Origin of the sequence: Psychroserpens burtonensis DSM 12212, assembly GCF_000425305.1 — a bacterium.
Classification (GTDB): domain Bacteria; phylum Bacteroidota; class Bacteroidia; order Flavobacteriales; family Flavobacteriaceae; genus Psychroserpens; species Psychroserpens burtonensis.
Map to the genome: position 1 here is coordinate 66,591 of NZ_AUDE01000001.1, position 24,669 is coordinate 91,259.

Genomic DNA, 24,669 nt, shown 5'->3' on the forward strand with positions numbered 1-24,669 from the left:
CGACTTATTTTTAGTCGGCTTTTTTATGCAATAACCTAGTGAGTTTTATAGATAAATCTGTCAGGATGATTTTGGAATTGCCGTTGCGTTCTATATGGTAAATGGCATCTTGAAGTTCTTCGGAAATTTCCATAATATTATTACCGTGAACAAAAGGAGCAAATTTTTCGAGTTTAAACGACGACTTTGGTTCCATAAAAACTAAGGAATCTGCTTTATAATTTAAAAGTAGCGCTTGACGGAAGAAATCCAAACAAAAATTCAAAAACTGCTTTTGTGTTTCACGACCGGTTTTAGCAATCGTTTCACTCCAGGAAATTAAATCGTGAATAGCACTCTTATTCCCTTTAGCTTTAAAAGCAGAGCGAATCCAGAACACAAACCAGTCTTCAAACTGTGTGTCTTCGCTATCGCTATAGACCAAATCACAAGCCTTATTATAATTTCCGTTAGATTGATGTGCAATTTTAATTGCGTCAGGTTCTGGTATTTGATAATTTTTTAGTAATGCATTTTTAATAACACCCTCTGCTAAAGGCGGAAAATGCAACACTTGGCAACGCGACCTAATGGTGTTTATAATTTGCTCTTCATCTTCTGCAATAAGTATGAAGACCGTTTTATTTGGCGGTTCTTCAATGAGTTTTAAAAGTTTGTTCGCAGCAGCTGTATTTAGTTTTTCTGCCATCCAAATCAACATCACTTTATAGCCACCTTCATAAGATTTTAGTGATAAGGATTTTACAATATCTAATGCTTCATCAACACCAATTTGACCTTGTTTATTATCAATTCCTAAAATTCTATACCAATCAAATAGGTTTCCATAAGGTTGTTTATCAACTAGTTGTCTCCATTCTTCCATGAAATGTTTAGAAACAGGATGTTTTTTAATCTTATCATTTGTTGCTACAGGAAACACAAAATGAAGATCAGGATGTGATATGTTTTTGAACTTTAAATTACAGCTTTCAGTGTCATTAGAATTCTCGCCTTCTATGTTTTTGCATAACAAATATTGCGCATAGGCAATGGCCATGGGTAACGTTCCAGAGCCTTCGGGGCCCACAAACAATTGCGCATGAGGTACGCGTCCAAAATCAGCACTTTTAGTCAGGTGATTTTTGATATGTTCTTGTCCTAAAATTTCAGAAAATAGCATAGCGCAAATATACTTTTTTATTTAAATCTTTAGAGATCTAATCTATGCAAACGTTTTCGTTAATAAACAGCTTTTGTCAGTTGGTTTTATTGGTTACATTTGTGTTTCAATTTTTTAAAAGACAAGACATGAAGACTCTAAATGATTTCAATTTCGAAAGTAAAAAAGCACTGATCCGTGTAGATTTTAATGTGCCATTAAACGAGAATTTTGAAGTTTCAGATGCGACGCGTATTATCTCTGCAAAGCCAACTATTATTAAAATTTTAGAAGATGGTGGTAGTTGCATATTGATGTCTCATTTAGGGCGGCCAAAAGGTGTTGAAGACAAGTATTCTTTGAAACATATTGTGAGTACCATTGAAGATGTTTTAGGTGTCGAAGTTAAATTTGTTGAGAATTGTGTTGGGTCAAAAGCAGAGGAAGCTGCAGCTAATTTAAAACCGGGAGAAATCTTGTTATTAGAAAATCTAAGGTTTCATGCAGAAGAAACTGCAGGTGATAAAGCATTTGCAGAGCAGTTATCAAAATTAGGAGATATTTATGTGAATGATGCCTTTGGAACTGCACACAGAGCACATGCTTCTACAACAATTATTGCTCAATTTTTTACAGATCATAAATGCTTCGGAAATTTGCTAGCTCAAGAAATTGAGAGTATCCGTAAAGTCATGGAGACAGGAGAAAAACCAGTTTTAGCAGTTCTTGGAGGAGCAAAAGTGTCTTCTAAAATTACAATTATAGAGAATATTTTAGATAAAGTAGATCACCTTATTATTGGAGGAGGAATGACTTACACGTTTGTAAAAGCGCAAGGAGGAAGCGTTGGAGATTCTATCTGTGAAGATGATAAAATGGAATTAGCGCTTGAGATCTTAAAACAAGCTAAAGCCAAAAATGTACAGATTCACTTACCAGTAGATGTGATTGCTGCAAATGATTTTGCTAACGATGCCGAAACAAAAATTGTTGATGTTGATGTGATTCCAGACGGTTGGCAAGGACTTGATTGCGGTCCAAAATCTAAAGCGATTTTTCATGATGTTGTGATGCAATGCAAAACCATTTTATGGAACGGTCCTCTAGGTGTTTTTGAAATGGAGAATTTTGCTGGAGGAACAATTGCTCTTGGAAATTCTATAGCAGAAGCAACTAAAAACGGTGCGTTCTCACTCGTTGGTGGTGGAGATTCGGTTGCTGCTGTGAAACAGTTTGGTTTTGAAAAGAAGGTGAGCTATGTGAGCACAGGTGGTGGAGCAATGCTAGAAAGCTTAGAAGGTAAAACTTTGCCAGGAATTGCGGCTATTTTAGAATAGGCTAATAATTAGCATCTGTTTTTTACTTCGGAAGTCTCTTACAAATACTTTTAATTTGTGGAATTACACCCTTTTTCTCTTTTTACTTCCATAGAAAAGAAACGAGAACTACTGCGATACTTTATTTTCATGTTTTGCAGTGATTTTAAACAAGAAATGGTATTAAACTTTCATTTTAGCTAAAAAAATCTCATTTTAGCTGACTTGTCGTTAGGCTGTATCCAAATATAGTCTGCGATTTATAAAGATAAAACCAATGAACCACAAGCTTATTACCCTAACTATTGGCTGCTTAGTATGTGCTTTCATCTCTTTTGGACAGGATTCCATTCCGAAGAAAAAAGAAATAAAACGACTCACAGAAGCCGATTTTGTTGCCGGTGAAACCTACGTGATTGATACGATTATTGATGGCAAAAACTTTTTTAAAAAGGGCCTTAATATCAAGCCAGAACTAGATTCTATTCAAAACCGAAAACTTCTAGACCATCCTCATGCTGCCGAAATTGACGAAAAATGGTTAGAAGAATTATATAGTAATGTACTCTTTGATAGTATTTATGAATCTGTCACGACTCTTAAATACGATCCTGTTGATTATCCTGAATTAACAACAGACACCTTAAAAGCGAGATTAAAACGGCTCAATGCAAGAACACCTTTTAATGTTGAATACAATCCTTCATTAGAGAGCGTTATAAAATCATACTTGAAACATCGACGTAATTCTATGTCACGATTAATGTCTTTGAGTCATTATTATTTTCCGTTGTTTGAAGAGTCATTGGATAATTATGATATTCCGTTAGAGGTTAAATATTTAGCAATTGTAGAGTCTGCTTTAAAACCAAAAGCAAAATCTAGAGTTGGGGCAACAGGACTATGGCAGTTTATGTTTGGCACAGGGAAAGAGTATGGACTCAACGTGAGCAGTTATGTCGACGAACGTAGCGATCCTGTAAAATCTACGGTAGCAGCGAGTCAATATTTAGCGCGTTTATATAAAATTTTTGGTGATTGGGATTTGGCGCTAGCAGCTTATAACTCAGGTCCAGGAAATGTTTCAAAAGCGATTCGTCGTTCTGGTGGTTATGAGAACTACTGGAATATCAGACCTCATCTTCCACGTGAAACAGCAGGATATTTGCCAGCATTTTTAGCAACAATGTATATTTTTGAATTCGCTGAAGAGCATGGTTTTAAAATTGAAAAACCTAATTATCGTTATGTAGAGACAGATACGATTCACGTGAAACAGATGATTTCTTTAGATCAAGTTTCAGAGCTTGTTGATGTGCCTATTGAGGAACTTCAGTTCTTGAATCCGTCGTATAAGTTAGATATCATTCCATTTATTAAAGGAGAAGATTATACGCTGCGATTACCGCGAGAAGCTATTGGTAGATTTGTGACTAATGAAATCGAGATTTATACTTATGTTACAGCAGAATTGAACAAGCGAGAAAAACCACTTCCGCAGTTATTTGACGCAAAAAGCAAAACACGATATCGTGTGCGGTCCGGAGATTACCTGGGTAAGATTGCTAGAAAATTTGGTGTACGAGTAAGCCAAATTAAACAATGGAATGGTTTGCGAGGTAACAATCTAAAAATCGGACAACGATTAACTATTTACCCAAGAAAACCCAATACGTCTTCTGGGAAAGCAGCGGCAAGCACACCTAAAAAAGTTATAAATACCGAAGGTAAATCTACATATAAGGTTAGAGAAGGAGATTCGCTTTGGAGTATCTCTCAAAAATTTCCAGGAGTTTCTGTTCAAAATATTAAAGAATGGAACGATATTAGTGGTAACAAATTGAAAATAGGAACGACCTTAGTCGTTTCGAAATAATTAGAACTCAATAAACAAGAAAAATGATTAAGAACATATTAGGTATTTTATTAATTGCTACGTTGCTTTTTGGATGTGATGATAAAAACGCACAGCGTATAGTGCCACAATCTTCAGGCAATATAAATAGTGTGGTTGTGGTTTCAGACAATCTACTATGGGAAAACAGTGTTGGTGAAGCCATAAGAGATATTCTTGCAGCGTCTGTTGAAGGATTATCTAAAGATGAGCCTCAGTTCTCAATGAGCCAAATGCCTACCGAAGTATTCTCTGGTTTTGCAAAAAATAACAGAACAGTTTTAAAGATCGAAAAAGGCAAAGAAGCAGCAACCCAAATTGCTAGAGATGCTTATGCAAGACCACAAACTTTAGTGGTTATTTCTGGACAAACAAATGCTGAAATTATTGAACAGATTAAAACGAACTCTGTGAAAATAATAAATGCATTTAAAAAAACGGAATTAAAAGAACGTCAACGTAGAACGAGTAAATCCTTATTTAACGATTCTCAAATTAGAGAAAAATTAGGGGTGTCTTTACAATTCCCTACAGCGTATAGAATTGCAAAAACAGAAGACGATTTCTTTTGGATTAGAAGAGACATTGAAACAGGAAATGTTGATTTATTAGTATATGAAATACCATTATCATCTATTAGAAAAGGAGACAGTGCAGTAGTAGATATCGTTAGAGTTAGAGATAGTGTTGGTAAAATACATATTGAAGGTGCATTAGAGAACAGCTATATGGCAACAGAGCCAGCATTTACACCTTTTATTAGTAATGTTATTATTGATAATAAACCAACCTTTGAAACTAGAGGGTTATGGGACTTAAAAAACGCTTTCATGTCTGGACCTTTTATAAACTATGCTATTGAAGACAAAGTTAATAATCGGTACATCATAGTAGAAGGTTATGTGTTTGCACCGTCAATTTCAAAACGAGATTATGTTTTTGAACTGGAATCTATTATAAAATCAATAGCTATTAAGTAAACGTAGACTAAACTAAAAAATAAAGCCAACGATGATCGTTGGCTTTGTTTTTTTATACGTTTTAAGAATAATTATTTATTCTTTTTCAGTTGTAGATGCAGATGTTGAGTCTTCGTCTTTGCTGGCATCTTTAAATTCTTTAATACCACTTCCTAGACCTCTCATGAGTTCTGGAATTTTCTTTCCTCCAAACATTAATAAAACCACAACAACGATTAAAATTATTTGCCATGCTCCTGGAGCTAAAAATATGCTAGATGTTATCATAATAAAGTATTTTGAACTGCAAATTTAATAATTATACTTCAAATTAAACGTTAATAAGTAAACTTTAACCAAGGCTGGTTACAATTGGACTTATTTTAATTAATTTTGTGTAACAATGGCAAAAAAAGAGAAAGAAAAAAAATTTAAAAAAAAGTTACTTCATAAGTACCGTTTGGTAGTTCTTAATGAAGACACTTTTGAGGAGCGTTTTGCCATAAAATTGACACGTCTAAACGTTTTTGTTATTTTATCTTTGGGAACTATATTACTTATTGCAGGTACTATTTTTCTAATTGCTTTCACGTCGTTAAAAGAATATATACCTGGTTATTCTTCTACCGCTTTAAAAAAACAAGCTACAGTTTTAAATTATAAAACAGATTCTTTATTGCAGGTTATAAACCTCAATAAGCAATATTACACTTCAATTAGGAAAGTGTTGACAGGGGATGTGGCGTCTGTTGAATTTAATAGAGACTCTATTATAGATGCGGCAAACATAGACCCTAGAGGTTTGGATTTGAAACCAACCAAAGAAGATTCTTTGCTAAGAGAGTTAGTTGACAAAGAAGATAAGTATAATGTATTTGAATCTTCAATATCGGCTACAAATTTTGTCTTGTTCCCTCCAGTAAATGGAATTATTTCTGAAGGTTATAATATTAAGGAAAAGCATTTTGCAGTAGACATCGTTGTTGCCAAAGACACACCTGTAAAAGCAACCGCAGATGGTACTGTTATTTTTGCAGAGTGGACAGCAGATACAGGTTATGTTGTGATTATTGAGCATAGTTATGAACTCATTTCTGTATATAAACATAATGCTTCAATAACCAAAGAGCAAGGAGATTTAGTGAAATCGGGAGAAGTAATAGCCATGGCAGGAAACGCAGGAGAATTGACAACAGGACCTCATTTACATTTTGAACTTTGGAGCAGAGGTTACCCCGTAAATCCAACAAATTTTATAGACTTTAACTAATGGGATTTTTTAAGCCTTTACTAGCAAAACTCTTTGCAAAATATGTAAGAAAATCTATATTAAGATGGTCTAGCAAGCCTATTGAAACTCAGTATAAGGTTTTTAAAACCTTAATTGATGAAGCGTCGAATACGCAGTTTGGTAGAGACCACGATTTTAAATCTATAAAAACATATCACGATTTTATTGAGCGTGTTCCAATACGAGATTATGAAGAGTTAAAACCGTACGTTGATAGGGTTGTTACAGGAGAAGAAGATGTTTTATGGAAAGGAAAGCCATTGTATTTCGCAAAAACATCTGGTACAACTTCTGGAGCAAAATACATCCCGTTAACAAAGGAGAGTATGCCAACACACGTTGAAGCTGCCAGGAATGCGATCTTAATGTATATTGCCGAAACAGGAAACAGCCAATTTGTAGATGGCAAAATGATTTTCTTACAAGGGAGTCCAACTCTCGAAGAAAAAAACGGAGTACAATTGGGTAGACTCTCGGGAATTGTAGCGCATTATGTTCCTAAATACCTTCAAAAAAACAGAATGCCGTCATGGGAAACTAATTGTATTGATGATTGGGAAACTAAAGTAGAGGCTATTGTAGAGGAAACGCTTCCAGAGGATATGTCGGTTATTTCTGGAATCCCATCGTGGGTTCAGATGTATTTTGAGAAAATCAATATCAAGACAGGGAAAAAAGTTGGTGAAGTGTTTAAAAACTTTAATCTTTTCATTTTTGGAGGTGTTAATTACGAACCCTATCGAGCAAAATTTGAAAATCTTATTGGGCGACAAGTAGATAGTATTGAGTTGTATCCTGCAAGTGAAGGGTTTTTTGCGTTTCAAGATCAACAGAACGAAAAAGGGATGCTTTTACAATTAAACTCAGGAATGTTTTATGAGTTTGTTGAAGCCAATCATTTTTTTGACGACAATCCAAAACGTCTCACGATTTCCGAAGTAAAAATTGGTGTCAATTACGTCATGATTATTTCTACCAATGCGGGACTTTGGGCTTATAATATTGGCGATACTATTGAGTTTACGTGTACAAAGCCTTACAGAATAATAGTTTCAGGAAGAATCAAACATTTTATTTCTGCATTTGGCGAACATGTGATTGGTAAAGAAGTTGAGCAAGCCTTACAAGATGCAACCCAAGGTTTGGAGGTTCGTGTTTCAGAGTTTACAGTTGCTCCGCAGATTAATCCATATTCTGGATTACCATTTCATGAGTGGTTTATTGAGTTTGAAAATCCCCCTAAAGATATTTTGGAGTTGGCAAAAAAAATTGATGCTTCTATGCAAAAACAGAATAGTTACTACTATGATTTGATCTTCGGAAATGTACTACAACCATTAAAAATTTCAACTGTAAAGAACAAGGGGTTTCAAGACTACATGAAATCCATAGGTAAATTAGGTGGACAAAATAAGATACCAAGATTATCAAATGATCGAAAAATAGCAGATTCTTTATCTGCTCAAAAATTGTTGAAATAATACTATATTTGTCCGCAAACGACAACGAATGAACAAAAGAAAAATTCACGAAAGAACGAGAGCTCAAGAAAGTTCAAATGCCATTGAGAGAATGTATGTTACGATGCGACATTTGTTTAATCGTGGTTTTTATAAACCAATGGGTGTTTCTGGTGAGACTCTTAGAGAGTCTTTATTGTTATTACGACCAGAAATTTATGGTTCTATTTCCGAAGAAAAAGCAGAGCTAGAGGGTTTATTATATGTTATTGATCGATTACCAGAAGGTATTGAGGAATGTACATTTATTAACCTTACCAGTGATGAAGGTTATGGTAATTCCCATTTTAAGCCCATAATTCCACCAAAAAGACGTCGTAACTGTTATCGTATAGATGAAGAGCAGATGAATATTGAAATCACTCGCGGGCGCTCAGAAATTTATGATATTTTAACGCACCTTACATTTTTATTTATTGAGTCTCACAAGATAAGTAAGCGGGTTTTAATAGATGAGAAAGGGTCAACCACTAGAGATTGGATTAAACTAGAAAAGGCGGTACTTTCAAAAAATAAATTAACACAACAAGAGCGTGAAATAGCGATTACTCACACTGCTAATATTTTAGGTAGAACATTTGAAGAGCTCACCAATGCTCATTTAAAATTTACTAATAAAGCGCAACCAGAGCGATTGCTTCATATTGTGTATTGGTTAGGGAAGCTTGCTATTGAAGAGGTGGTAAATAATAATAAACGAACAGTAACTTTTAGTCCGGTTTTAAGAGAGCGTTTAGGGCATCATTTATACGGTGAAATTTGGGCAGACAATATAAAGGAGGTTCTTAAAAAGAAGAAGCTTTTAGGGCGACCAATACATGTGATTAGTGCCAATATGCATAGTGTTATGAATTCTATTTTTGCACCTATTGCTTTAAAAACCATGGCTGTAAAAAAAGATATTTTTGACATTTATGAAACCATAGGTAAAAAGGAAAATGAAAATCTACGTAATAAAATTACTAGAGAAGCGTTGCAATGTGGTATGACATATATTGAGGATACTTCTGGTACTAACATAGATGTGCAGATTTTTGATACCGCTCAAATTGATTTTTCTAAAACAGATATCAAGATTGGAAGCACGTTTGAAGATGACGAAAAGCCTGTAATTTTTGTTATGGATTATGCTTTTGGAGAACAAGCCTACGAAACGATGGATGAGCTTTTAAAGCCTTATAATGATGGTGATGAAAAGGTGCTTTTAAATATAGAATCTGTTTCTATTATGGGTAAAGCGGGAATTTTAGAAGGGGGTAAAGGAGATATTATGATTCCTTCTGCTCATATTTTTGAAGGTACTGCAGACAACTATCCTTTTAAGAACGAGCTTAGCAGGGCAGATTTAGAAGGACAAGGGGTTAAGGTTTTTGAAGGATCTATGATTAGTGTTTTAGGAACATCACTTCAAAATAAAGAAATACTAAAGTTCTTTTATAACTCTACTTGGAATGTGATTGGACTAGAAATGGAAGGAGCTCATTATCAAAAAGCAATACAAGCAGCATCAAAGGTTAGGGGGAGTATAAACCCTAATGTAAAGGTGCGCTACGCTTATTATGCCAGTGATAACCCATTAGAAACGGGAAGTACTTTAGCATCTGGTGGTTTAGGGACTTCTGGAGTTAAACCTACCTATTTGATAACAAGAATAATATTACAACAGATATTTAATAAATAATATAAAGATATGAGTGAAAATTTACCTAACACCAACAAAAATGAAGAAGTAGATCTAGGTGTTTTATTTAATGCTATTGGAAAGTTTTTTGACAAAATATTTAATTTTATATCTAATTTTTTTAAAGTTTTATTTTCGGTATTTATTTATACGTTGAAACCTTTAATAGCTAATTTTAAGATTATATTAGTAATAATGATATTGTCTGGGGTTATTGGGTATACCATGGAAAAGTATAAGACGCAAACATATAAATCAGTAATGTATGTAAAGCCTTATTTTGATTCAAAGTATCAACTGGTAAATAATATCAATTACTTTAATGCTTTAATATCAAATAAAGATTACGAAACGTTAATAGAAGTATTTGATATCACAGACGAAGAGTCTAAAATTATAGACCGATTTGAGATCGAGATAGGACCAGAAAGTGAAAACGATAAAATAAAGGATTACGATACATACTTAAAATCATTAGATAGCATAAGGGCACAAAGCATAAGTTATGATGATTTTATCGAAAATAGAGACATCTTTTCATCAGATTTCTTTGAAATAACTGTTTATGCTAACAAGAAAGATGTTTTTAAAAATCTAGAAAATGGATTAAACTCTTCTTTTGAGAATACTTATTCAGAAAAGAAGAAGCAAAAAAGGGACTCTTTACTCTATATAAAGAAGCAAAATATCTTGGCTTCTATTAGATCTGTTGATTCATTACAAAAAGTCTACATTAAAGTATTAGAACAGGACTCTAAGACTAGTAGTAGCACTATAAGCCTTTCTGAAGGATTTTCAATTGAGCCTGAAAACTCAAGAACAAAAGAGTATGAATTGCTTAACAAGGAACTGGAACTTAGAAAAGAATTAAGTGCATTAGAAGAAAAGAAAATTGAGGAAAATGACTTTTTTGATATTGTTTCTGGATTTCAAGATATAGGTAGTATATCAAAAACTATTTTTCAGAAGTATTCAATTATTTTACCATTATTGGCTTTTGCCATAATATGTCTAATATTTATGATGAAAAAAAGTGTAGCATTTGTGAAAAGGTATGATTAATACAACAATATTAATAACAGGCGGAGCAGGTTTTATTGGATCAAATTTTATAACTTATATTTTAGAACAAAACCCTAATACTAAGGTTGTAAATTTAGATAAGCTCACTTATGCAGGTGAGTTGTCTAATCTAAAGAAAGTCACGTCTCATAATTACAAGTTTATAAAAGGAGATATATGTGATAGAAGTTTAATTATCAGTCTATTTAAAGAGTATGATTTTGATGCGGTAATACATTTTGCTGCGGAATCCCATGTTGATAATTCTATCGAGAAACCTGATGAGTTTATTCAGACAAATGTTTTTGGAACTTTTAATCTTTTAGATGTTGCAAAAAATCATTGGATGGATGGACCACACACTTTTAAAAAAGGGTCTGAACACAGAAGGTTTCATCACATATCCACAGACGAGGTTTATGGTACATTAGGAGAAACAGGGCTATTTACAGAGCAAACACCATATGCGCCTAACAGTCCATACAGTGCTTCAAAAGCATCATCAGATTTTATTGTTAGAAGTTACTTTCATACCTACGGAATGAATGTCGTAACTACTAACTGTTCAAATAATTATGGGCCAAAACAGCACGATGAAAAGTTAATTCCTACCATAATTAGGAAAGCGATAAATGGTGAACAAATTCCAATTTATGGAGATGGAAAAAACATAAGAGATTGGCTCTATGTTCTTGATCATTGTAAAGGAATAGATTTAGTTTTCCAAAAAGGGAGAACGGGAGAAACGTATAATATTGGAGGTCATAACGAAAGAGATAATTTGTATATCGCCAACAAAATATGTGATATACTAGATGAAAGAAAGCTTAAAGAAGAATCTTTCAAAACACAAATTACCTTTGTTAATGATAGACCTGGTCATGATTTTAGATATGCAATTGATGCCTCTAAAATAGAAGATGAATTGGGTTGGAAAGCAGATGAAAACTTTGAAACTGGTATCAAAAAAACAATTGATTGGTATTTAGATAAATATAAAAGCATATGAAGGGAATTATCTTAGCAGGAGGCTCTGGTACTAGATTACACCCACTAACAAGAGTTGTGAGTAAGCAATTAATGCCGGTTTACGATAAACCAATGATTTACTATCCGTTAACAACGTTAATGTCGGCTGGTATTAGGGAAATTTTAATTATTTCGACATCAAAGGATACACCTAGGTTTAAAGAATTACTTGGAAATGGCGAAGATTATGGATGTGTTTTTAAATACGAAGTTCAAGAAAACCCTAACGGTCTTGCTGAGGCATTTATTATTGGAGAGTCTTTCATTGGTCAAGATAAAGTAGCCCTTATTTTGGGGGATAATATATTTTATGGTTCAGGTTTAGAGGAAAAGCTAAGAGAACTTAATGATATTGAAGGCGGAATTATCTTTGCATACCATGTTCAAGATCCACAACGTTATGGTGTTGTTGATTTTGATGAAGACAACAAAGCACTTTCAATAGAGGAAAAACCAATTCATCCTAAATCGAATTATGCTGTTCCTGGTATTTATTTTTACGATAACTCAGTAGTTGAAATAGCAAAAAACATTAAACCTAGTGCTCGAGGAGAGTTAGAAATAACAGATATAAATAAAACCTATTTAAAGCAAGGGAATTTAAATGTTCAAATATTAGATAAAGGGACCGCTTGGTTAGACACAGGAACATTTAATTCTTTAATGCAAGCGTCTCAGTTTGTTCAGGTAATAGAAGAACGCCAGGGACTAAAAATTGGTTGTATCGAAGAAACAGCCCATAAAATGGGCTTCATAGATAAGGCTCAACTCATTAAATTAGCAGAGCCATTGCTTAAAAGTGGCTATGGGGAGTATTTACAAAACTTATAGTTTTTATGACAATAGAAGAAACATGTCTCAAAGATTGTTATGTATTAAAGCCTACGATATTTGAGGATCACAGAGGTTATTTTTTTGAAAGCTTTAATGCAGATAAGTTTCAAAAAATGACAGGGCTTACTATCAATTTTGTTCAAGATAATGAGTCCAAATCGTCTAAAGGAGTATTGAGAGGATTACATTTTCAAACTGGAGATTACGAGCAGTCAAAACTAGTAAGAGTTGTCAAAGGTGCAGTATTAGATCTTTGTGTAGATATTAGACGAGGATCTCTAACATTTGGTCAACATTTTTCAGTAGAATTAAATGAAGACAATAAGAAACAGCTATTTGTTCCTAAGGGTTTTGCACACGGTTTTTTGGTTTTAAAGAACGAAACTATAATTAATTATAAATGCGATAATTTTTATCAAAAAGATTCAGAAGGAGGTATCCTCTTTAATGATAAAGACTTGAATATTGATTGGGGAATTTCTGAAGATGAAATCATTCTTTCAGACAAAGACAAAATATTACCAACACTTTCAGAATATTTAAATGAAAAGTAGAGTTTTAGTCACAGGAGCAAACGGACAATTAGGTAAAACAATTAGGGAGCTCTCTAGTGATTTTAAACATTCTATTGATTTTGTTTTTGTAGAAAAATCTGAATTAGATATCACAAGTAGTGAAAGCTTGGAACTTTTTTTTCAAGCAAGTAACTTTGATTACTGTATTAATTGCGCCGCTTTCACCAATGTTGATTTAGCTGAAACTGAAACTGAAAAAGCAATTAATGTTAACGCTAATGCGGTAAAAAATTTAGCTATCAATTGCAAAAAACAGGATATTATTCTTATCCATGTTTCTACAGACTACGTTTTCGATGGTAAAAAAAAATTACCTTATATAGAAAGTGATGCCACAAATCCAATTAACTTTTATGGTGAGTCAAAGCTGTTAGGAGAAGAATATATTAGAGAATACCTTGACCATTATTTTATTATAAGAACCTCGTGGTTATATTCAAGGTTTAATAAAAACTTCGTAAAAACAGTTTTTAACAAACTAAAAAACAACGAAAAATTAACGATAATTACATCCCAAAAAGGAACGCCTACAAGTTGTAATGATCTATCTTATTTCATGCTTTTTTTAATATCCGACGCGATTAAAATTTTTGGTACTTATCATTTTTCAGCACAAGGAGAAACTACATGGTATGGCTTGGGAATGCAGATATCAAAGTATTTAAATAAAAATTCAAATGTGACTCCTTTAAAAAACTACCCCTCCAAAGCACAACGACCGTTGTATAGTGTGTTGAATAATAATAAAGCTGAGGAGCTTTTGCAAAAGCCACTTAAAAATTGGGAAGATAGTGTTGATGAGGTTATAAAAGGTTTATCAAATAAATCACATTAAAGAACAGAGAAACCTAGCTGAAAGATAATGGAACTAATAGAAAATTCCCAAAGCATAGCAATTTGAGCCTATAAATTGGTTTTGTAAAACACAAAATATATATGAGTGGTATAGAAATAAATAAAAATCTAAGAATCGCAATTGAAGCATCTCTAAAGGCGGGTGAAGTGATAATGGAGGTTTATGACACAACTTTTAATGTTGAAATTAAAGAGGATAAATCCCCATTAACAGAAGCAGATAAAAAAGCTAATGATATTATTAACTCTTACCTTATTGAGACCCCAATACCAATTATTAGCGAAGAGAACAAACAAATAGATTTTGAGGTTAGAAAAAATTGGGATTCTTGTTGGATTGTAGACCCTGTTGATGGAACGAAAGAATTTATAAAGCGAAATGGAGAATTCACAGTTAATATTGCATTAATACATAATGGAGTTCCTCAGCTGGGAGTTATTTATGTACCTGCCTCCAAAACGCTTTATTATGCTGATAACATTAAAAATAGTGCGTACAAGGCCGAATTATCAAATCATAATACGTCAATTTCTACAATTTTAGAAAAATCAAAAATGCTTCGGCCCAAAAACAGTGAGGGCAATCTTATTGAGGTCGTTGGCAGTCGCTCCCATATGAGTAAAGAAACACTAGACTATATCTCACAACTAAAAACTGAGGGCAAAGATATAGATATAGTGTCTAAAGGGAGTTCTTTGAAATTTTGTTTAGTTGCAGAAGGTAAGGCAGATATTTACCCAAGATTTGCTCCAACAATGGAATGGGATACAGCTGCAGGACAGGCTATTTGTAACGCAGTGGGTATAAATGTGATTTCAAAAGAGACTAATAAATCACTTTTGTACAATAAAGAGAATCTTTTAAACCCTTGGTTTATTGTTTCCAAAAGATGAAAGACCAGTCTCACAAGAGGCATATAGCTAAAACTATTACTTGGAGAATAGTAGGCACCCTAGATACTGTGATACTTTCATGGATTATCTCAGGGAGTCCAATCATTGGTTTAAAAATCGGTCTTGCAGAAGTAGTCACAAAAATGTTACTTTATTATTTTCATGAAAGGGCTTGGTTTAAAATAAACCTATCAAAAGACGGTGAGGTTTTAGAAAGTAGAAAAAGACACATAGCTAAAACATTTACTTGGAGGCTCATTGGCACCATTGACACGATGATTTTGGCTTGGATTATTTCAGGTGACCCTCTAACTGGATTAAAAATAGGATTTGCAGAGGTGGTTACAAAAATGTTGCTGTATTACTTTCACGAACGTTTTTGGTATAAGTCAAACTATGGTCTTTCTAATAGAAATAAAAAAGAACTATAATTTATTGATTATGAAAGAAAATATAATATCACATACTTATCAAGTTTCAAAAAAAGAAAGGAATAGTTCTAACAATCACAATTCATTTTTATTGTGGTTCACTGGTTTATCTGGTTCTGGTAAGTCAACAATTGCAAGTTTAGTTGAGAAAGCATTATTTGATTTAGGGATAAAAACCTACTCTCTTGACGGTGACAATATTAGAAAAGGCATCAATAATGACCTTTCCTTTTCTCCAGAAGACAGAACAGAGAATATTAGACGTATTGCTGAGGTGTCAAATCTAATGGTTGATTCAGGCTTAGTGGTATTAGCAGCGTTTGTTTCTCCCTATAAGAAAGACAGAGAGAATATTAGAACTATCGTTAAAGATGTTAACTTTGTCGAGGTTTACATCAATACTAGCATAGAAGAATGTGAAAGAAGAGATGTGAAAGGATTGTATAAGAAGGCTAGAGCTGGAGAAATCAAAAATATGACAGGAATTTCTGCACCTTATGAAACACCAAAAGCACCAGACATTGAAATAAAAACCGAAGGTGAATCTATTGAAGTATCGATACAAAGAATTTTAGATTTTATAACACCAAAATTAAAACTCAAAGATGAGTAAGTATTATTTAAATTATTTAGACGAATTAGAGAGTGAGGCTATTTTCATATTACGTGAAGTTTGGGCTCAATTTGATAATCCTGTGATTTTGTTTTCGGGAGGAAAGGACTCTATTCTAGTGACTCATTTAGCTAAAAAAGCATTTTATCCAGCTAAGATTCCGTTTGCATTAATGCATGTCGATACAGGTCACAATTTTCCTGAAACTATACAATTTAGGGATGATGTTATTAAGGATTTAGGTTTACAGCTTATAGTAGGCTCTGTTCAAGAGGCTATTGATGACGGGCGAGTTTCCGAAGAAAAAGGAAAAAGCGCAACCCGAAATATACTTCAAATAACAACGTTATTAGATGCTATAGAGTCTAATAAAATAGATTGTGCAATTGGAGGCGGACGAAGAGATGAAGAAAAAGCGAGAGCAAAAGAACGTTTTTTTTCGCATAGAGATGATTTTGGCCAATGGGATCCTAAAAATCAAAGGCCAGAGCTTTGGAATATCTTTAATGGAAGACATTTTGAAGGAGAACATTTTAGAGCTTTTCCAATTAGTAATTGGACAGAAATGGACGTTTGGAACTATATTAAAAGAGAGAATATTGCTATTCCTTCGCTGTATTATGCGCACGAAAGAGAAGTTGTTTGGAGACAAGAGAGTTGGATTCCAAATTCTAAATTCTTAGTGCTCGAGGATCACGAAGAAGTCGTCATAAAAAAAATTAGATTTAGAACTCTTGGTGATATTACAATTACTGGTGGCATTATGTCTGATGCAGATACTCTTGAGAAAATAGCAGCTGAAGTATCTGGGATGCGTCAAACAGAACGAGGAAACAGAAGTGATGATAAACGATCTGAGTCTGCAATGGAAGATAGAAAACGCCAAGGTTATTTTTAAAATAAAGTAAAAAAATGTTAGATAATAATCAATTATTAAGATTTACAACAGCAGGAAGTGTAGATGACGGTAAAAGCACACTTATTGGTCGTTTGCTTTACGATTCTAAATCTATTTTTGAAGATCAACTTCAAGCCATTGAAAATACAAGTAAAAAGAAAGGTCATGATGGTGTCGATTTGGCTTTATTTACTGATGGTCTCAAGGATGAACGCGAACAAGGTATTACTATTGATGTTGCTTATAGGTATTTCACCACACCAAAACGCAAGTTTATAATTGCTGATACGCCAGGACATATTCAATATACACGGAATATGGTAACTGGAGCATCAACAGCAAATGCGGCAATAATATTGGTAGACGCTAGACATGGTGTCATTGAGCAAACAAAGAGGCATTCATTTATTGCTTCATTATTGCAAATACCTCATGTGATTGTTTGCGTTAATAAAATGGATTTAGTGGATTATTCTGAAGAGGCTTACAATAAAGTTATTAATCAATTTGAAGAGTTTTCTTCTAAGCTGTTGGTTCATGATATTCGGTTTATTCCAATTAGTGCATTAGATGGAGATAATGTTGTTAATCGATCTAAGAATATGGATTGGTACCAAGGAGCCCCTTTGTTACATACATTAGAAACCATGCACATAAGTAGCGATATTAATAAAGTAGACGCAAGATTCCCTGTGCAAACGGTTCTACGCCCTCAAAATGATACCCATAGGGATTATAGGGGTTATGCAGGCAGAGTTGCTAGTGGTATATTTAGAGTAGGTGACGAAATTACTGTCATGCCTTCTGGGTTTACATCAATTATAAAGTCTATCGACGTCTATGAAGCATCATTGGATGAAGCTTATGCACCAATGTCTATTTCGATGACATTAGAAGATGATATTGATATTAGTAGAGGAGATATGATTGTGCGTTCAAACAATAAACCCGAAGCTAATCAAGACATAGAAGTTATGTTATGTTGGTTGGATGATAATCCTGCTAAACTAAGAGCTAAGTATAGTATTCGTCATACTAGTAATGAACAAAAAGCAATGATTAAGGAAGTTATTTACAAAATAGATATTGAATCTTTAGGACGTAACACAGAAGATAAAGATTTAAACATGAATGATATTTCTAAAGTTAAAATAAGAACTACTAAACCTCTTATGGTAGACTCTTACAGAGAAAACAGAACCACAGGAAGTATTATACTCGTTGACGATACCACAAATGAGACTGTTGCAGCGGGAATGATTGTTTAATTAGAAAGAAGTTAGAGAATGAATAATTTCATTTTTTTGATTCTCGTTTTACGCTTGCAATTATAAGTCCTTTAAATTCATGTAACCTCAACTCATATTTTGTTTTGTTTAAGTCTATTGATTACATTAATTGAAATACTTATTAGCACCAAAAATGGAAGTAAATACTAAAGGTTCAGTAAATAAGAGACTTAATATATAGATTGTTTAGGTTTATTTTTATTGTATTTTTGTTATCAAATAAATCAAAAGTAAATAGATGTTGGATTTAAAAGGAAAATCACTATTAATAACAGGAGGAACAGGGTCGTTAGGTAAGGCTCTTACAGAGCACATCTTGACCAAATATCCAGATATAAGACGTCTTGTTATATACTCAAGAGATGAGCAAAAACAGTTTCAGATGGCTCAGGAATATCCTTCAGATAGGTATCCACAAATACGCTACTTTATTGGAGATGTTAGAGATAAAGAGCGCCTTGAAAGGGCCTTTCAAGGAGTAGATTATGTCATCCATGCAGCTGCAATGAAACACGTCCATATTGCAGAATACAATCCAGATGAGTGTATAAAAACAAACATTGGTGGAGCAGAAAATGTAGTATATGCCTGTTTTAAAACGAAAGTAGAGCGTGTTGTGGCTCTTTCAACAGATAAAGCTTGCGCTCCAATTAATTTGTATGGAGCAACTAAATTGACATCAGATAAGTTATTTATTGCAGCAAATAATATTAAAGGTGATAATCCAATTCGGTTTTCAGTAGTTCGTTACGGAAATGTGATGGGATCAAATGGATCTGTAATTCCTTTTTTCATTAACAAGAAAAAAGAAGGAGCTTTACCTATCACAGATCCTAATATGACACGTTTTAATATCTCTCTTCAAGGGGGTGTTGATATGGTTATGCACGCCTTAGAGCATGCTTGGGGTGGAGAATTATTTGTACCTAAAATTCCTTCATATAAAATTATGGATGTTGCCGAAGCTATTGGTCCAAATTGTGAAAAACCCGTTGTTGGAATTCGTCCAGGAGAAAAAGTACATGAAGAAATGATTACAACTTCAGACTCTTTTTATACCTATGATTTAGGAAAGTATTACACCATACTTCCTGCAACCCACAGCTGGAGTTTAGAAAAGTTCATTAATGCTTTTAGTGCAAAAAAAGTTGCTCTTGGATTTAGTTATAACTCAGGAGAAAATGATGATTGGGAAACAGTAGAGGGCTTAAGAGAACTTATAAAAACACATGTAGACCCTAATTTTTCAGTATAATGAAATCAATACCATACGGAAGACAACATATTGATCAAGACGATATTGATGCTGTCGTAAAGACATTGACTGCAGATTTTTTAACCCAAGGACCCAAGGTAAAGGAGTTTGAAGATAAATTTGCTCAGTATGTAGGCGCAAAATATGCAGTTGCTGTAAATAATGCGACTTCAGGTTTACATTTGGCTGTTTTAGCCTTAGACTTAAAAGAAGGAGAACGTGTTATAACAACTCCAATTACATTCGCTGCTTCTGCCAATTGTGTTAGATTTGCTGGTGGAGAAGTATGGTTTGCAGATATAGAGGTAGATTCTTATATATTATCCTTAGAAAGTACGAGAAAGCTAATTGAAAGTAAGCCTAAAGGGTTTTTTAAAGGAATTATTCCAGTAGATTTCGCAGGACTTCCAGTAGATTTAGAAGCGTTTAGAAACTTAGCTAATCAACACGGTTTATGGATAATCGAGGATGCTTGCCATGCACCTGGAGGTCATTTTACAGACTCAAAAGGTCAAAAACAAATGTGTGGTAACTGTAATTATGCCGATGTTGGTATCTTTTCATTTCACCCAGTAAAACATATTGCTTGTGGGGAGGGTGGCATGATAACTACAAATTCCGAAAAGTTATACAAAAAACTAGCGTCTTTAAGAACGCATGGAATTACCAAAGAAAACATGAGTGAAGATCATGGAGGCTGGTTTTATGAAATGCAAGAACTAGGCTTCAATTATCGCTTAACAGACATACAATCTGCACTAGGGATAACCCAGTTAGCAAAAAATGCTCAAGGTGTTATTAGACGAAATCAAATAGCAACTGCCTATAAAAAAGCATTTGTAGGAAAAATTAAATTTCAAGACCTGCCTGAGAACTCATACAATGCGCACCACTTGTTTATTATCGAGGTAGAGAACAGAAAAGAATTATATGATTATTTGAGAACACATAATATCTTTACTCAGATACATTATATACCTGTGCATACGCTACCTTATTACAAAAGCATAGGATATGGTGACGCTAATTTGAAATACTCAGAAGACTATTATTCTAAATGTATAAGTTTACCAATGTATCCAACATTAAGTGATGAAGAGCAAACATATGTTATTGAGAAGGTTTTAAAGCTTGTTAATGGTAAATAAACTAATATTAGGAACAGTTCAATTAGGTCTAGATTATGGTATTAATAATCAATTTGGAAAACCCTCTTTAGAAAAGGCATTTGACATTTTACATACAGCTTATGATAATGGTATTAGAATATTAGATACTGCTGAGGCTTATGGGAACTCGACAGAAGTTATAGGTCAATTTCAGAAACAACATCCTAATAAAAAGTTCAATATTATTAACAAATTGGCAGTAAATGCAGATTTATCCACAAAAGACTTCTTCAATCATGTCAAAGAAGGTTGTAAAGTTTTAAATACAGAGCAGCTTTATGGATACATGTTTCATAATTATAGCAGCTTAAAACAAAATATAAATTTTTACGATGAACTACTAAACCTTAAATCTAAAGGGCTAACACTACATATTGGTATTTCTTTGTATACAAATGAAGAGATTATAGATATTGCTGAAAATTTTAGTGATTTTGATTTTATTCAAATTCCTTTTAATTTACTTGATAATGACTTAAAAAGAAAAGCCTCTGTTTTAAAAGCAAAAGAGAGAAATATCGCTATACATACAAGATCAACTTTTTTACAAGGCTTATTTTTTATGAACCCAAACATATTGATAGATAGTTTATTACCGTTAAAACCGTATCTTCAAGACATAGAAGAAATAAAATCAGATTACAATTTGACTACAGAGTCTCTTGCGCTTCAATACGTAATTCAAAAAGAGTATATCGATCATGTTTTAGTAGGCGTGGAAACGAGTCAACAATTAATTGATAACATTAACTTATGTGGAGCCGAGGTAACAATTCCTCATTCTATCATTGATAAACTCAATGTCTTAGAAAGTGACTTGTTAAACCCTTCTAATTGGAATTAAACCTTAAACCAAAAAAATACTAGGAAATTAATTATTCATTAGCTCTTACTGTTTTAAAAAATCGCTTTAATTTAAAATCAAAATAGATTTGTAATGAAAAATATAGTGCTGTTAGGCCATGGAGTTGGTGTTAAATTTGTTGTAGATTCTTTATTAAAAAACAGTAAAACACATAGAGTTGTTGCGCTTTTTACACATCCATTTAGCGATCACAAAAGGGATCTAGAATTAATTGAAAGTCGAAAAGATATTTATGGTGATTATGCCTATAATGTTTTCAATTTAAAAAAGGATTATGATATAGAAGTACACGAATCTGAAAACATTAATAACCCTCAAACTGTTTCAGAAATTAAAGATTATAATCCCGCTTACATCATTAGCATAGGATGCAGAAGCATCTTAAAGGCTCCTTTTCTAAATGAATTCCCTCAAAAAATACTAAATATTCACACAACACCGTTACCAACATATAGAGGTGCAGCAAGTGATTCTTGGATGATATTAAACAATGAATTGGGTAAAGAAAAGTATGGCTGTATGCATTTTATAGATTCTGGTATTGATACAGGAGATATCATTGCCAAATCATATTATACAATACCTAAAAAATCATATCCTATTGATGTGTTTAAAGCAAGGATGGACATCTTTCACGAGATTATTTTAAAAGGGTTAACTAATCTAGAAAATCCAAGTTTTATTCCTGAAAAACAAGACTCAAGTGCCTCAACAACGTTTCCTAGGTTGTACACACCTGAAGATGGAAAAATTAACTTTAATGACTATTCAGGAGATGATCTAATTCTATTTATACTTGCTTTTGGCTACCCTTTTGAAGGCGCCTTTTGCTTTTTAGAAGATCAAAAGATCAATATTTTAGATGCTGAATTCTATAATGACTTTGATTTTCATCCGTTTTCTTATGGATTAATCTTCGGAAAAAACGAAAATAATGAATACAAAGTTAGCGTTAAAGGTGGTTATATAATTGTGAAGAAGATTGAAATAAATGGAGAGTTTACAAAACAATCTAAAATATTTAGATTAGGAAAATTTTTGAAATAAATGAAAGTAATAGCAGTAACACAGGCAAGATCAGGATCTACTCGTTTACCAAATAAGGTTTTATTAAAGATTGAAGATAAAACACTATTGCAGATTCATATTGATAGAATAAAACAAGCAGAACAAGTTGATGATATTTTCATTGCAACAACTGTTGAACCAGCAGATGATGTCATTGTTAATCTTGCAGAAAGTTTGGATGTAAAGTATTATAGAGGAAGCGAAAATGATGTATTAGATAGGTTTTATCAAACCGTAAAAGAGATCCAACCAGATTTTATTGTAAGGCTTACTTCAGATTGCCCTTTGATAGACCCAAAGCTTTTAGACGAGGTGATTTCCGAAGCAAAAGAAGAAGATTTAGATTATTATGCCAATATTATTGAAGAACGTTATCCAGATGGTCAAGACATTGAAGTATTTAAGTTTTCTGCATTAGAAAAAGCGTGGAAAGAAACGACCTTAAAATCTGATAGAGAACACGTGACGCCTTATATTAGAAATAACTCCTCTTATAAAGGAGGAACACTATTTAAGTCTAATAATCATGGCTTAGACAATAATTATAATCATGTGCGTTTAACAGTAGATGAGTCTCAGGATTTAGAGGTTATTAGACACCTTATTAAAGACTTAGGTTTTGATAAAGATTGGAAAACTTATGCAGATTACTATTTAGATAACCCTAAAATTAAAGAACTTAACAGTAAAATTGTAAGAAACGAAGGGTATCAAAAATCTGTGGATGATGACACAATTGTTTAGTTTTAATAAATCAAAAGTTTAAATATGAGAAAGATTTTTTTTGTATTATGTTCAATTGTTTTTGCTTGTAGTCCAAACAATGATGATGATACCGAAAACACTATTGAAATTGAGGTGTCTACTATTACAGTAGAAGGCGCTACAATTGATTGGACACCTCCTTCAATTTTAGAATCTGCAGCTAGTGTGGTTTATAAAGTTTTATTATTTGGGGACGTGGTGGCAGATAATTTAACGATTAGAACATTCACTTTTACAGGTTTAAGTGAAAACGTACTCTATACAGGTTCGGTTTTTTCCTTAGACTCTAATGGGAATGAAACTTTTTCTGAGTTTAGCTTTACAACTTTACAAAATCCTTTTTTCGACGGAACCTTAACGATAGCAACCCAAGAAGAAGTAGATAATTTTTATTACACTCGTGTTAAAGAACTCGTTGTTGATGGTGTAGGAATTACAAACTTAGAAGGCCTGCAAACACTTCAAATAGTTGAACAGTATATCACTATTAAAAACACTGCGATTCAAAATCTAGATGGTTTACAAAATGTTTCAGCAGATCTAAGTGTGCTCTCGCCAGGTAACCTTATTGGTTTACCTAGCTTAAAAATAGAATTTAATAGCCAATTAGAAAATATATCTTCTATTTCGGGATTTTCTATTGATGCAAGACATGTGAGTTTAGAAAGCAATACATCATTATCAACCCTAAATGGTTTAGTTTTGGGAGAAGAATTTAAATCGATTGGTCTTACAGATTTACCACTTTCAGACTTGTCATATTTTAATAGCTTTAATCAAATATTTGGTTTAAGATTAAAAGAACTGAGTCTAATTACTAATTTGGATGATCTCAATAATCTAGACACTTTAAGATTTTTAACGATAGATAATTGTCAAAACTTGTCTAATTTAAATGGGTTGAGTAATGTCAATATTATGCGAAATATTCAAATTTTAAATTGTGATCAAATAACAAATCTTAATGGGTTAGAGTTATTAACTAGCTTGGAGCTCATATGGATAGAATCTTGTGAAAACATGATTAGTTTAGAAGGATTAGACAACCTATTTGAACCAGTGCAAAACGCTCAACTAATTCTAAGAAACAATACTGTTTTAGCTGATTTTTGCGCCTTAAAAACTTGGTCACAAAATGTTACTTTTATAGTAACAGTTGGTCCGCTTTTTGACATAATTGGAAACGCATATAATCCTACTTTAAATCAAGTTCAATCTGATACTGAATGTTCGCAATAATTAAGTGAACGATAAATTTTCAAAAT

24 protein-coding genes are annotated in these 24,669 nt (G+C 33.1%); 22 read left to right on the forward strand and 2 right to left on the reverse strand.

Going from position 1 to position 24,669, the window contains the following annotated elements:
• Nucleotides 1-10: 10 nt before the first annotated feature.
• Entirely contained in the window at nt 11-1,162 is a 1,152-nt protein-coding gene (locus H593_RS0100300) for a DNA polymerase III subunit (protein ID WP_028870565.1), read from the reverse strand.
• 128 nt (nt 1,163-1,290) lie between these two features.
• Here H593_RS0100300 and H593_RS0100305 point away from each other — a divergent pair, with 128 nt between their 5' ends.
• From H593_RS0100305 to H593_RS0100315, 3 genes are all read left to right on the forward strand, one after another.
• A complete protein-coding gene (locus tag H593_RS0100305; protein ID WP_028870566.1) occupies nt 1,291-2,478 on the forward strand; it encodes a phosphoglycerate kinase in 1,188 nt (395 codons plus the stop codon).
• A gap of 256 nt (nt 2,479-2,734) precedes the next feature.
• A complete protein-coding gene (locus H593_RS0100310; RefSeq protein ID WP_051229574.1) occupies nt 2,735-4,333 on the forward strand; it encodes a LysM peptidoglycan-binding domain-containing protein in 1,599 nt (532 codons plus the stop codon).
• A gap of 23 nt (nt 4,334-4,356) precedes the next feature.
• Nucleotides 4,357-5,331 carry a DUF4837 family protein gene (locus H593_RS0100315; protein WP_315969297.1) on the forward strand — a complete coding sequence of 325 codons (975 nt, stop codon included), beginning with the start codon at nt 4,357-4,359 and terminating at the stop codon, nt 5,329-5,331.
• A 75-nt stretch (nt 5,332-5,406) separates the two neighbouring features.
• On the opposite strand, the gene H593_RS0100320 is transcribed toward H593_RS0100315, so the two are convergent.
• Nucleotides 5,407-5,598: a twin-arginine translocase TatA/TatE family subunit gene (locus H593_RS0100320; protein WP_028870569.1), complete on the reverse strand. Its 192-nt coding sequence runs from the start codon at nt 5,596-5,598 to the stop codon at nt 5,407-5,409.
• A gap of 115 nt (nt 5,599-5,713) precedes the next feature.
• Here H593_RS0100320 and H593_RS0100325 point away from each other — a divergent pair, with 115 nt between their 5' ends.
• The 19 genes from H593_RS0100325 to H593_RS0100415 all read left to right on the forward strand — a co-directional run bounded on the left by H593_RS0100325 (nt 5,714) and on the right by H593_RS0100415 (nt 24,643).
• On the forward strand, nt 5,714-6,580 hold the full coding sequence (locus H593_RS0100325; RefSeq protein ID WP_028870570.1) for a M23 family metallopeptidase: 867 nt from the start codon (nt 5,714-5,716) through the stop codon (nt 6,578-6,580).
• The gene (locus H593_RS0100330; protein ID WP_028870571.1) at nt 6,580-8,082 is read left to right on the forward strand and encodes a GH3 auxin-responsive promoter family protein; all 1,503 of its coding nucleotides are present in this window, start codon (nt 6,580-6,582) and stop codon (nt 8,080-8,082) included. Before H593_RS0100325 ends, H593_RS0100330 begins: the two co-directional genes overlap by 1 nt.
• 28 nt (nt 8,083-8,110) lie before the next feature.
• Nucleotides 8,111-9,802: a DUF6909 family protein gene (locus H593_RS0100335; RefSeq protein WP_028870572.1), complete on the forward strand. Its 1,692-nt coding sequence runs from the start codon at nt 8,111-8,113 to the stop codon at nt 9,800-9,802.
• A 9-nt stretch (nt 9,803-9,811) separates the two neighbouring features.
• Complete coding sequence (locus H593_RS0100340; protein ID WP_028870573.1) at nt 9,812-10,864, forward strand: hypothetical protein; 1,053 nt, start codon at nt 9,812-9,814, stop codon at nt 10,862-10,864.
• Complete coding sequence (gene rfbB, locus H593_RS0100345; RefSeq protein WP_028870574.1) at nt 10,857-11,873, forward strand: dTDP-glucose 4,6-dehydratase; 1,017 nt, start codon at nt 10,857-10,859, stop codon at nt 11,871-11,873. Before H593_RS0100340 ends, rfbB begins: the two co-directional genes overlap by 8 nt.
• Complete coding sequence (gene rfbA / locus H593_RS0100350) at nt 11,870-12,724, forward strand: glucose-1-phosphate thymidylyltransferase RfbA (protein ID WP_028870575.1); 855 nt, start codon at nt 11,870-11,872, stop codon at nt 12,722-12,724. Before rfbB ends, rfbA begins: the two co-directional genes overlap by 4 nt.
• 5 nt (nt 12,725-12,729) lie before the next feature.
• Nucleotides 12,730-13,281 (forward strand): dTDP-4-dehydrorhamnose 3,5-epimerase, encoded by a 552-nt coding sequence (gene rfbC / locus H593_RS0100355; protein WP_028870576.1) that lies wholly within the window; start codon nt 12,730-12,732, stop codon nt 13,279-13,281.
• On the forward strand, nt 13,271-14,137 hold the full coding sequence (gene rfbD, locus H593_RS0100360) for a dTDP-4-dehydrorhamnose reductase (protein WP_028870577.1): 867 nt from the start codon (nt 13,271-13,273) through the stop codon (nt 14,135-14,137). The genes rfbC and rfbD overlap by 11 nt, the downstream gene beginning before the upstream one ends.
• Nucleotides 14,138-14,238: 101 nt before the next feature.
• Nucleotides 14,239-15,051 carry a 3'(2'),5'-bisphosphate nucleotidase CysQ gene (gene cysQ, locus H593_RS0100365; protein ID WP_037051108.1) on the forward strand — a complete coding sequence of 271 codons (813 nt, stop codon included), beginning with the start codon at nt 14,239-14,241 and terminating at the stop codon, nt 15,049-15,051.
• Nucleotides 15,048-15,482 carry a DUF2061 domain-containing protein gene (locus tag H593_RS0100370; protein ID WP_028870579.1) on the forward strand — a complete coding sequence of 145 codons (435 nt, stop codon included), beginning with the start codon at nt 15,048-15,050 and terminating at the stop codon, nt 15,480-15,482. Before cysQ ends, H593_RS0100370 begins: the two co-directional genes overlap by 4 nt.
• Nucleotides 15,483-15,492: 10 nt before the next feature.
• Complete coding sequence (gene cysC / locus H593_RS0100375) at nt 15,493-16,095, forward strand: adenylyl-sulfate kinase (protein ID WP_028870580.1); 603 nt, start codon at nt 15,493-15,495, stop codon at nt 16,093-16,095.
• Nucleotides 16,088-16,993 carry a sulfate adenylyltransferase subunit CysD gene (cysD, locus tag H593_RS0100380; RefSeq protein ID WP_028870581.1) on the forward strand — a complete coding sequence of 302 codons (906 nt, stop codon included), beginning with the start codon at nt 16,088-16,090 and terminating at the stop codon, nt 16,991-16,993. Before cysC ends, cysD begins: the two co-directional genes overlap by 8 nt.
• 14 nt (nt 16,994-17,007) lie before the next feature.
• Nucleotides 17,008-18,261, forward strand: coding sequence for a sulfate adenylyltransferase subunit 1 (locus H593_RS0100385; protein WP_028870582.1), 1,254 nt, complete (start codon nt 17,008-17,010; stop codon nt 18,259-18,261).
• Between the two features lie 259 nt (nt 18,262-18,520).
• Nucleotides 18,521-19,537 (forward strand): UDP-N-acetylglucosamine 4,6-dehydratase (inverting), encoded by a 1,017-nt coding sequence (gene pseB / locus H593_RS0100390; RefSeq protein WP_028870583.1) that lies wholly within the window; start codon nt 18,521-18,523, stop codon nt 19,535-19,537.
• Nucleotides 19,537-20,685 carry a UDP-4-amino-4,6-dideoxy-N-acetyl-beta-L-altrosamine transaminase gene (gene pseC / locus H593_RS0100395; RefSeq protein ID WP_037051110.1) on the forward strand — a complete coding sequence of 383 codons (1,149 nt, stop codon included), beginning with the start codon at nt 19,537-19,539 and terminating at the stop codon, nt 20,683-20,685. Before pseB ends, pseC begins: the two co-directional genes overlap by 1 nt.
• Nucleotides 20,675-21,550, forward strand: a complete 876-nt coding sequence (locus tag H593_RS0100400; protein WP_028870585.1) for an aldo/keto reductase — start codon at nt 20,675-20,677, stop codon at nt 21,548-21,550. Before pseC ends, H593_RS0100400 begins: the two co-directional genes overlap by 11 nt.
• A gap of 93 nt (nt 21,551-21,643) precedes the next feature.
• Nucleotides 21,644-22,618, forward strand: coding sequence for a methionyl-tRNA formyltransferase (locus H593_RS0100405; RefSeq protein WP_028870586.1), 975 nt, complete (start codon nt 21,644-21,646; stop codon nt 22,616-22,618).
• A complete protein-coding gene (locus H593_RS0100410) occupies nt 22,619-23,383 on the forward strand; it encodes a cytidylyltransferase domain-containing protein (RefSeq protein ID WP_028870587.1) in 765 nt (254 codons plus the stop codon).
• Between the two features lie 24 nt (nt 23,384-23,407).
• On the forward strand, nt 23,408-24,643 hold the full coding sequence (locus H593_RS0100415; RefSeq protein WP_028870588.1) for a fibronectin type III domain-containing protein: 1,236 nt from the start codon (nt 23,408-23,410) through the stop codon (nt 24,641-24,643).
• The last annotated feature ends 26 nt before the right edge of the window (nt 24,644-24,669 follow it).

Bases quoted from the DNA above. Each gene is read 5' to 3' on its own strand.
- rfbC (WP_028870576.1), top strand. From the start codon at position 12,730: ATGACAATAGAAGAAACATGTCTCAAAGATTGTTATGTATTAAAGCCT.
- H593_RS0100310 (WP_051229574.1), top strand. From the start codon at position 2,735: ATGAACCACAAGCTTATTACCCTAACTATTGGCTGCTTAGTATGTGCT.
- H593_RS0100335 (WP_028870572.1), top strand. From the start codon at position 8,111: ATGAACAAAAGAAAAATTCACGAAAGAACGAGAGCTCAAGAAAGTTCA.
- rfbD (WP_028870577.1), top strand. From the start codon at position 13,271: ATGAAAAGTAGAGTTTTAGTCACAGGAGCAAACGGACAATTAGGTAAA.
- H593_RS0100400 (WP_028870585.1), top strand. From the start codon at position 20,675: ATGGTAAATAAACTAATATTAGGAACAGTTCAATTAGGTCTAGATTAT.
- H593_RS0100405 (WP_028870586.1), top strand. From the start codon at position 21,644: ATGAAAAATATAGTGCTGTTAGGCCATGGAGTTGGTGTTAAATTTGTT.
- H593_RS0100385 (WP_028870582.1), top strand. From the start codon at position 17,008: ATGTTAGATAATAATCAATTATTAAGATTTACAACAGCAGGAAGTGTA.
- H593_RS0100315 (WP_315969297.1), top strand. From the start codon at position 4,357: ATGATTAAGAACATATTAGGTATTTTATTAATTGCTACGTTGCTTTTT.
- pseC (WP_037051110.1), top strand. From the start codon at position 19,537: ATGAAATCAATACCATACGGAAGACAACATATTGATCAAGACGATATT.
- H593_RS0100340 (WP_028870573.1), top strand. From the start codon at position 9,812: ATGAGTGAAAATTTACCTAACACCAACAAAAATGAAGAAGTAGATCTA.
- rfbA (WP_028870575.1), top strand. From the start codon at position 11,870: ATGAAGGGAATTATCTTAGCAGGAGGCTCTGGTACTAGATTACACCCA.
- cysC (WP_028870580.1), top strand. From the start codon at position 15,493: ATGAAAGAAAATATAATATCACATACTTATCAAGTTTCAAAAAAAGAA.
- H593_RS0100320 (WP_028870569.1), bottom strand. From the start codon at position 5,598: ATGATAACATCTAGCATATTTTTAGCTCCAGGAGCATGGCAAATAATT.
- pseB (WP_028870583.1), top strand. From the start codon at position 18,521: ATGTTGGATTTAAAAGGAAAATCACTATTAATAACAGGAGGAACAGGG.
- cysQ (WP_037051108.1), top strand. From the start codon at position 14,239: ATGAGTGGTATAGAAATAAATAAAAATCTAAGAATCGCAATTGAAGCA.
- rfbB (WP_028870574.1), top strand. From the start codon at position 10,857: ATGATTAATACAACAATATTAATAACAGGCGGAGCAGGTTTTATTGGA.
- H593_RS0100370 (WP_028870579.1), top strand. From the start codon at position 15,048: ATGAAAGACCAGTCTCACAAGAGGCATATAGCTAAAACTATTACTTGG.
- H593_RS0100325 (WP_028870570.1), top strand. From the start codon at position 5,714: ATGGCAAAAAAAGAGAAAGAAAAAAAATTTAAAAAAAAGTTACTTCAT.
- cysD (WP_028870581.1), top strand. From the start codon at position 16,088: ATGAGTAAGTATTATTTAAATTATTTAGACGAATTAGAGAGTGAGGCT.
- H593_RS0100305 (WP_028870566.1), top strand. From the start codon at position 1,291: ATGAAGACTCTAAATGATTTCAATTTCGAAAGTAAAAAAGCACTGATC.
- H593_RS0100330 (WP_028870571.1), top strand. From the start codon at position 6,580: ATGGGATTTTTTAAGCCTTTACTAGCAAAACTCTTTGCAAAATATGTA.
- H593_RS0100410 (WP_028870587.1), top strand. From the start codon at position 22,619: ATGAAAGTAATAGCAGTAACACAGGCAAGATCAGGATCTACTCGTTTA.
- H593_RS0100300 (WP_028870565.1), bottom strand. From the start codon at position 1,162: ATGCTATTTTCTGAAATTTTAGGACAAGAACATATCAAAAATCACCTG.
- H593_RS0100415 (WP_028870588.1), top strand. From the start codon at position 23,408: ATGAGAAAGATTTTTTTTGTATTATGTTCAATTGTTTTTGCTTGTAGT.